At 42.0% G+C, this 13,893-nt stretch carries 13 protein-coding genes; 8 read left to right on the forward strand and 5 right to left on the reverse strand.

Going from position 1 to position 13,893, the window contains the following annotated elements:
* Positions 1-18: 18 nt before the first annotated feature.
* Complete coding sequence (locus ONE56_RS16485; RefSeq protein WP_423841145.1) at positions 19-1,272, forward strand: DEAD/DEAH box helicase; 1,254 nt, start codon at positions 19-21, stop codon at positions 1,270-1,272.
* Between the two features lie 20 nt (positions 1,273-1,292).
* Here the strand turns inward: ONE56_RS16485 and ONE56_RS16490 are convergent, their stop codons facing one another.
* Together ONE56_RS16490 and ONE56_RS16495 are read right to left on the reverse strand one after the other, a co-directional pair.
* Complete coding sequence (locus tag ONE56_RS16490) at positions 1,293-2,081, reverse strand: EAL domain-containing protein (protein ID WP_423841103.1); 789 nt, start codon at positions 2,079-2,081, stop codon at positions 1,293-1,295.
* A gap of 177 nt (positions 2,082-2,258) precedes the next feature.
* The gene (locus ONE56_RS16495; RefSeq protein ID WP_041154643.1) at positions 2,259-2,891 is read right to left on the reverse strand and encodes a hypothetical protein; all 633 of its coding nucleotides are present in this window, start codon (positions 2,889-2,891) and stop codon (positions 2,259-2,261) included.
* A 143-nt stretch (positions 2,892-3,034) separates the two neighbouring features.
* On the opposite strand from ONE56_RS16495, the gene ONE56_RS16500 reads away from it, so the two are divergent.
* From ONE56_RS16500 to ONE56_RS16510, 3 genes are all read left to right on the forward strand, one after another.
* Positions 3,035-3,277: a DUF2164 domain-containing protein gene (locus ONE56_RS16500; protein ID WP_041154644.1), complete on the forward strand. Its 243-nt coding sequence runs from the start codon at positions 3,035-3,037 to the stop codon at positions 3,275-3,277.
* A gap of 168 nt (positions 3,278-3,445) precedes the next feature.
* Complete coding sequence (locus tag ONE56_RS16505) at positions 3,446-3,985, forward strand: cytochrome b (protein ID WP_423841104.1); 540 nt, start codon at positions 3,446-3,448, stop codon at positions 3,983-3,985.
* 57 nt (positions 3,986-4,042) lie between these two features.
* Positions 4,043-4,612 (forward strand): YceI family protein, encoded by a 570-nt coding sequence (locus ONE56_RS16510; protein ID WP_041154645.1) that lies wholly within the window; start codon positions 4,043-4,045, stop codon positions 4,610-4,612.
* A gap of 99 nt (positions 4,613-4,711) precedes the next feature.
* On the opposite strand, the gene focA is transcribed toward ONE56_RS16510, so the two are convergent.
* Positions 4,712-6,163, reverse strand: a complete 1,452-nt coding sequence (gene focA / locus ONE56_RS16515; RefSeq protein ID WP_423841105.1) for a formate transporter FocA — start codon at positions 6,161-6,163, stop codon at positions 4,712-4,714.
* Positions 6,164-6,507: 344 nt separating this feature from the next.
* Between focA and ONE56_RS16520 the strand changes: the two genes are divergently transcribed.
* On the forward strand, positions 6,508-7,413 hold the full coding sequence (locus ONE56_RS16520; protein ID WP_041154647.1) for a LysR substrate-binding domain-containing protein: 906 nt from the start codon (positions 6,508-6,510) through the stop codon (positions 7,411-7,413).
* A gap of 280 nt (positions 7,414-7,693) precedes the next feature.
* Positions 7,694-8,176: a DUF1097 domain-containing protein gene (locus ONE56_RS16525; protein WP_041154648.1), complete on the forward strand. Its 483-nt coding sequence runs from the start codon at positions 7,694-7,696 to the stop codon at positions 8,174-8,176.
* Between the two features lie 144 nt (positions 8,177-8,320).
* Here the strand turns inward: ONE56_RS16525 and ONE56_RS16530 are convergent, their stop codons facing one another.
* The gene (locus ONE56_RS16530) at positions 8,321-9,955 is read right to left on the reverse strand and encodes an ATP-dependent endonuclease (RefSeq protein WP_423841106.1); all 1,635 of its coding nucleotides are present in this window, start codon (positions 9,953-9,955) and stop codon (positions 8,321-8,323) included.
* A 520-nt stretch (positions 9,956-10,475) separates the two neighbouring features.
* Between ONE56_RS16530 and ONE56_RS16535 the strand changes: the two genes are divergently transcribed.
* Both ONE56_RS16535 and ONE56_RS16540 read left to right on the forward strand, forming a co-directional pair.
* Positions 10,476-12,218 carry a bifunctional UDP-sugar hydrolase/5'-nucleotidase gene (locus ONE56_RS16535; RefSeq protein ID WP_331438534.1) on the forward strand — a complete coding sequence of 581 codons (1,743 nt, stop codon included), beginning with the start codon at positions 10,476-10,478 and terminating at the stop codon, positions 12,216-12,218.
* 610 nt (positions 12,219-12,828) lie between these two features.
* Positions 12,829-13,020: a hypothetical protein gene (locus ONE56_RS16540; RefSeq protein ID WP_041154650.1), complete on the forward strand. Its 192-nt coding sequence runs from the start codon at positions 12,829-12,831 to the stop codon at positions 13,018-13,020.
* 169 nt (positions 13,021-13,189) lie between these two features.
* On the opposite strand, the gene ONE56_RS16545 is transcribed toward ONE56_RS16540, so the two are convergent.
* On the reverse strand, positions 13,190-13,747 hold the full coding sequence (locus tag ONE56_RS16545) for an alkylphosphonate utilization protein (RefSeq protein WP_331438535.1): 558 nt from the start codon (positions 13,745-13,747) through the stop codon (positions 13,190-13,192).
* Positions 13,748-13,893: the final 146 nt, after the last annotated feature.

The following is a 13,893-nucleotide window of genomic DNA, read 5'->3' on the forward strand; positions in this document are numbered from 1 at the left end:
AAAATTAAGAGGTTTATGATGACCGTTAACTTTGCTGAGCTTGGTATTAAACCGGCGTTGATCGAAACATTAAGTCGTTTAAATATAAAGCATCCAACGCCTGTTCAAGAAAAGTCTATTCCACATGTGTTGGAAGGAAAAAACCTGCTTGCTGCTGCTCAAACTGGGACGGGTAAAACTGCAGCGTTTGGCTTGCCCATTATTCAGTTGGTGCAGCAAAAAAAGTTAAACGGTACGCCACAAGCATTGATATTAGTTCCTACTCGTGAACTGGCACAACAGGTGTTCGAGCACGTAGTTCAGTATGCGACACATAGTGAACTACGTATTGTCTGCGTTTACGGGGGCACAAGCATTGGTGTACAGACGAAAAGTCTTGAACAAGGGGCGGATATTTTAATTGCTACACCTGGGCGCCTTTTAGATCATCTGTTTAATGGCAATGTAAACATTTCAAAAACAGGCATTCTCGTTTTGGATGAAGCTGACCGTATGTTAGACATGGGCTTCTGGCCTGACCTGCAACGCATTTTGCGACGTTTGCCCGCTGAGCGTCAGACCATGCTTTTTTCTGCGACCTTTGAAAGTCGTATCAAGACAATAGCGTATAAGTTAATGGACTCGCCGGTGGAGGTGGAAGTCTCACCCGCTAACACCACCGCGGATACTGTCAAACAGTTTGTATATCCAGTAGATAAAAAACGTAAGCAAGAACTGCTTGCCTATCTTATTGGCTCTCGTAACTGGCAACAGGTTCTTGTTTTTACAAAGACAAAACAGGGCAGTGATGAACTTGCTAAAGAACTAAAACTGGATGGGATTAAGGCGGTTTCAATTAATGGTGATAAATCGCAAGGCGCTCGTCAACGCGCCCTTGATGACTTTAAACAAGGAAAAGTTCGCGCTTTAATTGCTACGGATGTAGCGGCTCGCGGACTAGACATCCAACAGTTAGAACAGGTTGTTAACTTCGACATGCCTTTTAAAGCTGAAGATTATGTTCACCGGATAGGTAGAACCGGACGTGCTGGTCAGTCGGGCCTGGCTGTATCGTTGATGAGTCGTGATGAAGAATACCTATTACATGCGATTGAAAATTTACTGGATCAACGTTTGCCGCAAGAGTGGTTGGCAGGCTTTGAGCCGAGCTTAGTCGAGGAAGTTGAGACAGAGCATAGTGGAGGAGGTCGACGTAAGAGTCGTTCTTCGGAAAAACGCAAACTAAAAGCAAAGCTTGCGATCCACAAGAACCGGGGTAAGCAACGCCGCTAAACCTATCGTATCAGGTAGGGTCACGCTATTTTTGCGGGGTCATATCGTTCTAGCGTTTGTGGTAGCGCAAGTAGGTACCCTTGATACATATCGAAACCGAGTGTTTTCATTAAATTTAGTTGATATTCGGTTTCAATTCCTTCGATAACGGTTTGTGCTCCCAATTTGCGCGATAGCTGTAAAGCGTCAATTAATGCGGATTGGTTACCATCCTCGTACATAAGCAATAAAGACCTATCCATTTTTATAATATCTGGTCTAACAGACTTGACGCGCTCAATCGTAGACGCGTTCACGCCATAATCATCGATGGCTAGCTGGAAACCATTGTTACTCAAATATTCTGTGGCTTTATAGAGAAAGGTTTCATTGCCCGATCCTAATTCTGTTAGCTCCATCACAACTTGCTTTTGCTTCAGCCCACTGAAAGAAAACGTTTTTTGGATTACATGACCGAACTTAGGCACTTTCACTATCATTTCAGCCGCGACAGGCAAAATATTTAAAAACAGCTTGTTATTTCTAAATCGAGATTGCGCGAAGTTTTTGATATGAATAATGCTACTGAGTCTCTCGACGTCCAATTTATCTGAAATGTTGATTGTTTTTGAATGAAAAAACAGATCCGGACGGATCTCAGTGCCATCAGGTAGATTGATACGAACCAAGGCTTCTAAGCCAACAATAGAGATGTCTTTTTTGTAAATCGGTTGAAATACGCTACGAATGGTAAAGTTATCGTATTGTGCGGTGTACTGTCCGTCTTCTTGTCTAGAAATACAGCTGAGTAGCCGCTCGTTTGTCATCATATAGCAACCTAGATCCATCCTGCTCTTTGGTGCGGTTACACCAATGTAAATTCAGTATTCGAGAATCTAAGGGGGCTGTGCTTTCGTCGCAAGGGCTGGTTACTGATATAACAGTATTTATCGACCAGCCTCAAACAAATAGATGAACCGTTTGTAATCGCGGTGACTATCTTTGAGCTACCACTGTAATACAGAGTAGAGCTGTAGGTACTTTCGTACAGGAACTTTCTTGCCTGAACGACGTAATGGGTGACCATATTTAAGGTAGCAAGGGCTGATTCCAAATCGAGAGTTGAGAGACTGTGTTAACAGAGATTCACTCTTATAAAGAGTAATACCTTGTTCGGTGTATTCATCGATAGGTTCAGGAAGCTCGCCCATCCACCAATGCAATAGTTCGCGACTTGTTTTACTCCGACTGATCCAATGATCACAGACGAGAAAAAGAAGATCGTTTGGTTGCAGCGCATATCCGTACTCAGTTTGCCATTCCGTGATTGAGTTAAGAAGATTATCTCGACACGATTTACCAGCACTGACCATATGATGGCTTAGCACCCACACCGTTCCTATTTCAGATGAAATACGATAGTGGTGAGGCAAATCAGGTGCATTCAGTACTTCTAATGGTTTAATCGTACATAAATGACCAAAATGTTGAAATGTATGTTGCATTCGCCTCGAAAATGCAAGACCTAGGTGGTGTTCACTCATTCCCTGATTGTGAACAGCAGGATAATTCTTTTCACAGAGTTTAAGACAATCCTCTTGAAAATCATTGACACTTTGAATGACTAAGTCGAGCAGCAAAGAAATATCCCTTAACGGTTAACAAAACGTTCGGCGAAAGATTAGCATAGTCTGTTTAATATAGACTAATGATGATCGGCAACTTCTTGATCTACACACCAAAAGCAATTTATAAACGACGAACTATTTTTTAGGAGGCACGTATGATTAAGTTAGAACGTAACCAAAAAGAACAGTTAGCAACTGCCGTTCAAGATTACCTTCAAGATGAATTGAATATTGATATCGGACAATTCGATTGCGAATTTTTAATTGACTTTATCACCGAAAAATTAGGCGCAGTTTACTACAACCAAGGCGTTGCGGATGCAAAGTCGGTGATGGAAAGACGAATGTTAGAAATGACGGATGAACTTTACGAGATAGAGCAAGAAGTGAAACTGTAATTCTGTAAATTTAGTCTCGTTGACACGTTCAACCTTTTCGAACATGTTGATAGAGAGTGCAACATTGTAGAGTTGTAAGAAATGGTAAAAAATCTGTTTCATATAGGCTAAATACGTTAATGTTGCGTAGTCAAAATAAAAGAGTTTAAAGACAGTTAGGAACATGAGATGGGTAAACTGGTTAAGAACTACAATTTTCCTGCGCGTTTAATGCATTGGCTTTCTGCCTTATGCATCATAGGTTTGTTTGCCGTCGGCTTATGGATGGTAGACCTAGGTTACTATAGTGAATGGTACCGCGTTGCCCCTCATTATCATCGCTCTACCGGTATTGTGCTTGCTCTCTTGACTGTGATACGTCTGTTCTGGAAATTCATGGCTGCATCGCCAGAGGTAGAGGGCAAGTCTTACGAAGTCGTTGCAGCAAAAGCAGCGCACGGTTTGATGTATTTGTTGCTGGTAATAATTTTTATTTCTGGTTATTTGATTTCAACATCAGATGGTAGAGGTATAGAGGTTTTTAACTGGTTCACGGTTCCGGGAGCGGGTGAGTTGTTTGCTCATCAGTCTGATATTGCTGGTGAAGTGCACTTTTACGCGGCTTGGGCATTGATACTGCTCGCTGGTTTGCACGCAATCGCAGCACTTAAACATCATTTCATAGATAAAGACGACACCTTACGTAAGATGCTTGGCCGACACAGATAGAGTCCAAGCATTCATTGAATGGAAAACACACTAAAAACAAATGTTAGGAGCTCAACAATGAAAAAGTCACTTTTTGCAACTGGTCTAGCGATGGCAATGGCTTTGCCGATTGGCGCACAAGCCGCAGACTATGTTATCGACACGAAAGGCGCTCATGCTTCAGTTAACTTTAAAGTTAGCCATCTAGGTTACAGTTTTATCAAAGGCCGTTTTAACACATTTTCTGGTGACTTTTCTTATGATGAAAACAATATCGCTGCATCTAAAGTAAATGTCGTTGTGGATACGACTAGCTTGGATTCAAATCATGCTGAGCGTGATAAACACATCCGAAGTGGTGACTTCATCGACGCTGGTAAGTTTGGTCAGGCAACATTTACCAGCACGAAAGTTGTTGATAAAGGCGACGGCAAATTGGATGTGATTGGTGACCTGACATTGCATGGTGTTACTAAGCCAATTACGATTTCCGCAGAATTTGTTGGTGCTGGTAGTGACCCATGGGGTGGGGAACGTGCTGGTTTTGTTGGTCACACTCGTCTTGAGTTGGCTGACTTTGATATTCCAGTAATGGGCAGCTCAAGCTACGTTGATATGGAACTCCATGTTGAAGGTGTGAAAAAATAAGCGATTGTAGTTAGGTAAGAAAAGCGCTCTATCTTATGATAAGAGCGCTTTTTTGTTTTAAGCCAACTGTCGTTTGTTATTTTGATCAGTCGTTAGTGTTTAAGCTGTTTTTAGTTCTTCTTGCTCAATCAGGTTAACTCTCTCACCGTAAATAGCGCGCAAGGCTTTTAACACTTCGTTGCGAGTTATTACGCCAACCATAACGCCATTTTCAAGTACAGGAAGCACCTGAGGCTTGTTCACTTTCATGCTTTTTGCTCGTTCTTCGAGCGAAAGGGAAGTGAAGCGAGTAGCGATGCCCATGTTACTCGTTGGGAAAAGTTGCTCTTTATCAATACAAAGGAACTCCACAACATCAACTAGACGATCATTTGCATCAATAGCGACCACTTCTCTGCTCATTAGATCGACCACTTTCTGACCTTCCTCTGGGATGTAATCTTGGCACCAAAGCTCTACCATCACATCGTGCGCGGAGAAAAAGCCCACTAAACGATTATCTAGGTCAACAACAGGAGCACTGTTAATCGAACTATCAAGTAGAGTATCAAGTGCGACAGAGACCGGAGTTTCGACACTAAGCGTTGTCGGTGCAGGGTTCATGATGTCTTTTACAAGTGTTCCAATTTTCATATTGATATCCTTAATTGACGTAAGATTTGTTGTATTTGTAATTGAAGTGATTTTTGCGGCTTTTAACTCTGGACGGCGGAAAATACACCAGTTCGATAAACCGACGAGTACGGCGCCACCAACGATATTGCCAAGTGTTACAGGAATTAAGTTTGCGGTTAGGAAATGACTGATGTTTAAATCAGCATATTGTGCTGCAGAGACGCCAACTGATGTCCAAAATGATTCTGGTGCGAAGTTTGCAATCACAATGCCTAGTGGGACCATAAACATGTTTGCCACACAGTGTTCAAAACCACTACTGACGAACATCGCAACGGGTAAAATGGTCATCACGGCTTTTGTCATTGCATTCGCCGAACTAAAAGTTAGCCAAATTGCGAGACAAACTAATAAGTTACAAAGTATCCCCAGCGCAAAGGCTTGAATAAGAGTATGGTGAAGTTTGTGCTGCGCAATGTTCAGCGCGTTTAACCCCCACTGGCCATGGTCCATTTGGTATAAGCCTGCAGCAGTCACAAGTGCCAATAAGAACATTGCACCGATAAAGTTGCCAACATACACTTTGCCCCAAATAGACAGCATTTTGCCGAAAGAAATTTGTTTGTTCGCCCAAGAAATGCTGGATAGCACGGAGCTGGTAAACAGCTCGCCACCGCAGATGACGATAAGGATAAGCCCCATACTGAACGCTAATCCACCAGCTAAGCGGCTTAAGCCCCAACCTGTACCTGCACTTCCTGTCGTAACGGTAATATAGAATAAAAAAGCTAAGCCAATAAAAGCACCGGCCATGGTTGCCAGCCCTAGTGTCATACCACTGGTCTTATGTGCTTTGCTTAGAGCAAATTTTTCAGCCTCGGCCATCATCTCCTTGGGAGAGAAGTACTGGTGATTCTCAGAAGTATTCACCGCCATGCCAACTCCTTAGTTTTAATTTTCATATGAACTCCTTGCTGCTAGTTTTCGTTGTTCGTCTCTTTTGTGTTTGGTTCACATCGATATGTTTAAATAAACAAAGCTCTGATTGATGGTAGAGCGATGCATAGCAACGTATCGGTTTTGTTATGAATCTATTTAGATGTAGACGTTCCCTGTATCGCCAAACCAGATTAGGGCGAATTTATGTACATAGGAAATTGATAATATTTACCAGGTGAATCAAATTAATTGATAAGTTTTACGTAGCAGGTAGAATGAACCTCATTGCTTATAGGAGCATTAGTGAGAGTACGAAAAACTCTTCAATCAGGGAGGACACTTTGCGCTATTCACTCAAGCAGTTAGCGGTTTTTAACGCCGTTGCAGATACCGGCAGCGTAAGCCAGGCCGCAGACAAACTGTCTTTAACTCAATCCGCGACAAGTATGTCGCTCGCGCAATTAGAAAAAATGCTTGGTAGACCTTTGTTTGAAAGACAAGGTAAACAGATGGCATTAACGCATTGGGGAATGTGGTTAAGGCCCAAAGCCAAACGTTTGTTACAAGATGCATTGCAAATTGAAATGGGGTTTTATGAACAACATTTACTAAGCGGTGAGGTTCGTTTGTGTGCAAGTCAAACGCCTGCTGAGCACCTGGTTCCAGACCTTATCAGTATTATTGATAACGACTTTCCTGAAATGCGAATTACGCTCGACGTTAAAAGTACTCAGTGTGTTATCGATGAAGTATTAGATTACAAATACGATCTGGGCATTATCGAAGGTCGTTGCGATGACAACCGATTGCATCAAGAGGTATGGTGTCGAGACCATTTAACTGTCGTGGCGGCTTCGCATCATCCTTTTGCCAAAAGTTCGGTGGTCAGTTTAGCGCAATTAGAGCAAGCAAAATGGGTGTTACGCGAACATGGTTCAGGAACACGCAAAATTTTTGATAGTTCTATCCATCATTTAATTGAAGATCTCGATGTTTGGCGCGAATACGAACACGTGCCTGTATTGAGAAGTCTTGTTGCGAATGGGCAATACTTAACCTGCTTACCATATCTGGATGTTGAACGTTACATTGAGTCCGGTCAGCTTGTCGCACTGAATGTATCAGAACTGAAGATGGAGCGTACACTCTCATTCATTTGGCGAGCTGATATGGAAGAAAACCCTTTGGTCGACAGTATAAAACGCGAAGGTTTACGTATGATGAAAGGGAGACCTTCAGTCCTATGATCTTTTGATTCTTTTGTCGTTGCGTAATCATTACCGTCTATTTGGCTCTGCTATATGCAGGGCCTTTTTCATTTTTATTTGCCCAATGCCTGTTATCTAAATATGTTGATTTATCGGTTACGTCATGTTTTTGGTGTAATTGATGATATTAATGTTTATATTAGTGTGATTTGTATCACCGAATGTAGTGGCTGATGTGCCTAATATCGGTTTCTGATTTTCATGTACAAAGACTGTTGCAATCGTATAAGTGCGATAACAGTGAGCGGGCTCGAATACCATGACAACACTTTTAGCGATATCTATCACAACCGGAATTTTATCTGGAGTATGGGGATGGGTTGCAATTTCTTTAGGACTTTTATCTTGGGCAGGCTTTTTAGGTTGCACAAGTTATTTTGCTTCACCTACTAGTGGGCTGAAAGGACTATTGATCAGTTTAATCACTAACTTAACTGGTGTGTTTTGGGCGATAGTAATCATCCATGGATCCACTTACGCCGGGTTAGACATTTTGGGTTACGTCATCACGGCTATCGTGGCATTTTTCATGTGTATTCAAGCTAAACAAACTTGGCTCGCTTACATTCCTGGGACGTTTATCGGATCATGTGCGACCTTTGCGGCTGACGGCAATTGGCAAATTGTTGTTCCATCTTTGCTATTGGGTGGTGTGTTTGGTTACTTGATGAAAGCAACAGGGCTATGGTTACATGCAAGATCATCCACTGCATCAGCTTCTCTTTCAGAGCAAGTACAGTAGTGACCCCCGATCTTATTAGTATCAGCAAATGATGACCATTTATTTTATAAATACGGTTTACCAAAAGTATTGATACAAGCACGCTGCAAAGCGTGCTTTTTTTGTGGGAGCTTATTTAAGTAGCGATGAATGGCTTGAGAGTGTTTAAGTATTGCCATTAGCCATCGTAACAATACGTTTCAATGTCCAACGTATTAACACTGGAATAGCTTCGACGCCTTCGTTTTCACAATGGGAAACAATGGCGAGTGCTAAGTCGGGTTTCGCATGTTTTTTCAACACACGATTAACCACTTTTTTTGCTGGAATCTGATGATCATGAGGCACTTTGATCATATCTTTAAAAAACACTTCAAAACCGTGATTATAAAGGAAGTGTTCAATATCGAGATCAGGCAACTCCGTTAACCGATGTCTTTCCTGATCGTTGCCTAATTGGGTACGGACTGTATGCGCATATTTTTTCCCTGCGGCGTCTCCGTCAGTAACAACATGCCAGTCAATACCGAACTCCTTCGCGACTTTTATCAGAGATTTTAATCCAGATTGGGCAAACTCGACGATTTGTACCCCTTCTGCCGCTAAATCGTATCCACATTGTCTTGCTAGTTCATTAAACAACCAGACTTCCGTTTCACCTTCGACCAATAACCAGCAGCGAGCAAACAGTGCACCAACTCGATGAAATCGAATATGAAAACCAATTCGCCTTAATTCATCACGGCCAAACTTTGATGAGTTTAGGCAGGTTGCTACGGTTCGGTCTGATAAACGAATCAAACGCCGAATTGAATACAAAGGTACTGCACCGAGTAAGCTACCACTATTGGTCGTCAGGATCTTTTGCATGGGTAACAGCTGTAATAACGACCAGGCTCGTGCAAGGTGAGTAGGATGCAAGCGTCCTTCCGGATCTTCAATGATTAAGATCGGCCTTGCACAACGTCTTAAGTCTGTTGGGCCTTTCGCTTGTAGATAGGCGTTGAGCAGCCCCATTAACAGCAAGCGACTTTGTTTATCATTGGTTTCTTTAAGAAACTGACTTAATCCCTTATCAGATGAGTGACTCGCATAAAACAACCCATCTCTCGGTTTTCTCGGATTGGGTTTAGTAACACTACGAAAAGCAAAATAATGTTCGACTAACGTATGCATGGAATCGAGGCTACTGCGTATCTCGCCTTTGTTTACATGACCCGGCATGGCCAATAGGCGACGGCAAGTATTGTTAATTCGTTTTTCAATGCGTGCGTTTTTACCGTCACCATTCACAAACTGTGGTTGAGGGAAGCGACGAGAGTCTCGCAAGCGGATCACTGGGTGTAGCGTCATTAACTCAATCGCAAGTTTTTCTGAATGATGTAGTTGCTTTGGTTTACCGTCACGATCCAAAAATGCATATTGAGTCGTGATGTCATGTCCAATCCGAGAGGCACTAATACGGTAATAGATCAGGTGTTCCCCTTCATGGCTTGTGATCCAAGCGGGTTTAATACGCCTGTAACGTCCTGAGTGTACCTCGTGTTTATCGAAAGTTTTAAACACAATAATGATTTCAATATGCTGAGATTGGGGATGTGAGATAGCGTAATCGACGTGAAAATCGGTTAACTCAAATTGGTACAGCTTGCCATTTGTCGGTAAAGCGATGGAAAGGGCATCAAGTAAGGAAGACTTACCCCAAGTGTTTTCGCCAATGAGCGTAGTTAAGTCATCAAAAGAGAGCGATAGGCGTCTTATACCCCGAAAACCGGCGATTTCGATGCGTTCTAATCTCATCTAAATCCTCCTTACAATTATTTGAATTATGGAGAGATTTGAGCATATACCCAAATAACCTCAAGATGCTAGGTTCAGCGAGAATGACTTGGTTTTCAGACGCGGCAACGATTTGAAGATCTAGTAGTTCTAAATCAAAAATCGTTAACAAAGGCTGTGAGCCAAGTCAACTCGCCCTTCGGGAGCATGTCACTGACAAGATTTCATCGTCACATAACTCGGAAAGAGCCTGCTATTCCGCTTCGTTATCTTCCTTGAACTCATGCCAGTGACAATGCTCTGAATCCAACATCTTGAAGTCATTTGGGTATATATTAATTGTAAACCATTGCGTTTACTTAAGTTCACAAAACGAGGATAAATTCACATAGGATGGTGATATAACGAAATGTTCTCGTTGATACTGGCTTTTTCAGCATGACTATCACACATAAGTGAAACAAAAACTTCACTGTTTCAATAAATTCATGATTCTGTCATCATTCAATTCTTATTATAATAAGGAATGAAAAGAGAGAAGATGACAATGGATAAAAATCATAAGCCAGTCAGAATCAAACTGGCGCACATCAATGACACTCATTCCTACTTTGAACCAACATCACTGCAGCTAAAACTCGATATTCAAGGCGAGCACAATTTAGAACCTTACGTTAGTGCGGGTGGGTTTTCACGCATTGCCACACGAGTGGAACAGTTACGAGATGATGCGAAGCGTCAGGGGCAAGGGATGTTGTTTCTTCATGCAGGCGACTGTTTCCAAGGCACACTTTATTTTTCCCTATTTAAAGGCAAGGCGAATGCGGATTTGCTAAATGCGTTAAACATTGATGCGATGGCGTTGGGGAATCATGAACTTGATATGGGAAATGAGCCAGTTGCTTTGTTTTGTAAAAGAACAAACTTTCCTCTATTAGCGGGAAATTGGGACTTGTCCAACGAGTTACAAGCAAAAACTCATCGCATCAGTACCTGCGATAATGTGCTGAGTTACAAACCTGAGACCAAAAGCGCACAATATGTTGTGAAAGAATTTGATGGCGAAAAAGTCGCTATCTTTGGTTTGTCGTTGGATAAAATGAGTGAAATCGCTAATCCAGACGCTGATACCCCGTTTATATCGGCAATTGAAACTGCGAAAGCGACGGTAGAACAAATTCATGATTCCGGTATTAGAAATATTATTCTACTCAGCCACCTCGGTTATGAGGGGGATTTAGAATTAGCAAAACAGATAAGCGGCATTGGTATCATCGTCGGTGGGCATAGTCACCGTTTGCAAGGGGACTTCTCATCAATTGGGTTAGGTGTGGATGATCCGTATGGCGTTAAGGTCAATGACACGTATGTCGTTCAAGCGGGATATCACGCTTTGACGATGGGGCACTGTGTCCTTGAATTTGATCATAACGGAAAAGCGACCATGCTCAGTGGTCAAAACGAACTACTGTTAGGGCGTCGTATTTTTTGGGACTCTACACTTAACCAACAATTAGACCAAGGTGTGTTTGAAAAGGCGTGTGATTTCATCCATGGTCAACCGAATGTTGTCGTATGTAAAAAGCACCCTGAAACGCAGACTATTCTAAACAACAAGTACATTCCTCGTGTCCGCGCTTTACAGTCTCAAGTGATTGCAACGGTGGAAAGTAAAAAGCGTCACGTGCGTATACCGGATGAATTTGGCAGTAGTGAACTCGCATCTTCGGTCGCGCAATCGTTTTTGTATAGTTTGAACCAAAGGGGACATGGCGTACAGTTTGCGATCCATAATGCTGGCGGAGTGAGAACGTCCTTGAATGCTGGCAATATTACCGTTGCCGATATTGCCGGACGATTATTGCCATTTGCCGTACCCATTGGTTTTTATGACGTTCAAGGTAAAGTGATAAGAAAAACGCTAGAAGGTGCGATTAATAATGCGTTAAACAATGGAGTAGAAGGAACAGGCTCGGGAAGCTATCCATACACACATAATTTACACTTTGAATATCAAGTAGACGCCCCCAAAGGGCAGAGAATCCGCCAATTAGAAATCTTTAACGGTCAGCGGTGGGTGAACGTTGAGAATGACGTTTGGTATCGTGGTACTTCTTCAGCGTACACGATGAAGGGCAAAGAAGGATATGAAGCATTGCTCGATATGAAGGGTGAGGGAAGTGTTACCAATTTATCGATGGCGGATTGCTTTATTGAGCTTCTAACCGATTACCCACAATGTTTAAATCAAACGAGAAAATTAAACTCACTGCAAAACGGTTAGGGATGTAACCATCTGAAGCCATTTGTTAAATTTGTTTATTTATAATCTGGTGAGAGCTTCTATCGCGATATGGTTCGGATTTTGCTTTCTTTTACGGTACTACGCATCTAAGAGGGTAGTATTATGTGGAAGAAAGACTGGGCCGATGCAGCAGCTATCGCAGCTTGGGTTGGTGTTTGGTCTATGTTGGTCTATTTTGTGCCACTAGGCGGAATGTAAAAACTAATCAGATCGAGGGGCACATTCGTGCTCCTTATTTCTTCCAGTAATAGTAAGCCCACAACCAGTAGGTTTAGGCTAATATAACTAATCGAACGTAGCAGGGTTCAACTTCAATTTCCTCAAAGTTCAAAAAACTAAGAGTTAAATATTTGTTATTATTGAGCATCGAAATGCCAGCTTTTGAGTGGTTTATTCATTATTAAGCTAAGTTTTTGCGTAGATATGCGCAATAAGCTTAAGTTCTATCCATCCCATTTGTAAACGCTTTGTTTTATTAGAAAATCTTATCCGAATGCAAAAGAATTGTCATTTTTTATACTGGAAAAATGTAGATTAATATACAACCAACAAGACGTTATACAGCTTTTATTTTTATAGAGAGGCAATCATGGCACAAGCAATGCAAATGACTAATGTAGCTTTACCAACCTCTATGGATAAGAAAACCTACTCGGTTAACTTCAAAGGATTGATTGCACACTTACTGGACATACTTTTCGTCGACAATGCTGCTCCACGCAGTTATTACGCCGAAGACATGTCAGCGCATATTCAGAAAGACATTGGTATGTATCGTTAAGATATCCGAACTGTTAAGGGATTTTTTAATCCTCTAGCAGGTGTCTTGAGTATGTGAATAAACTGAAAAAGCCAGCATTCAAGCTGGCTTTGTTGTATCTGGCCCCATTGAATATAAAAAAGCAGGGCTCCTATTCAAGGAACCCTGCTTTAAATAACAGGTAGCCCAGTTATTTTTTACGGCAGTACTCTGCAATTACGTACATTGATTGGCCGCCGTTGGCTTTACCCGAAACCAGTTTAGGGTCATCACCAAGGCTGATGCCACGAATAACCGTACCTTGTTTAATCACTTGGTTCGTTCCTTTTACTGGAAGGTCTTTGATTACTGTTACGTCGTCACCTTTTTTCAGTTCGGTACCGTTGCAATCCAGAGTTTTGTCATCATCAGACATGCCCTTCATCGCCCAGTTCATTTGCTCTTCTTCCATGTACATCATGTCAAGTGCATCTTGAGCCCAGCTTTCAGTGTTCAGGCGAGTCAGCTGTCGCCATGCAGTTACTTGTACTGCTGGCACTTGACTCCACATGCTGTCGTTTAGGCAACGCCAGTGGTTAATGTCTTGTGGCTCTTCGATCTCACCTAGACACTTGTCACACACCATAATTGCAGTGTCTACAGTTACATTGCCATGAGGAGGAACAGCGTATGCCGTTAATGGAGATTCAGAAGCGCACAGTTCACATTTAGACTCGCAACGAGCAAGCAGAGTTGATTCGATAGACATAAGGACTCACTTTAGTAGTGTTATTTTGGGGCGATATTATCCACTTTATCCTGACAATTAAAAGGGGATTAGGGCATTTAAGCCGATATTTTACAATATACCAACCTGAATAAGTGAAACGTGAAAACAAAAGGCATAGTCAAGAA

Origin of the sequence: Vibrio mytili (assembly GCF_049563345.1) — a bacterium.
In the GTDB taxonomy this organism is placed as follows: domain Bacteria; phylum Pseudomonadota; class Gammaproteobacteria; order Enterobacterales; family Vibrionaceae; genus Vibrio; species Vibrio mytili.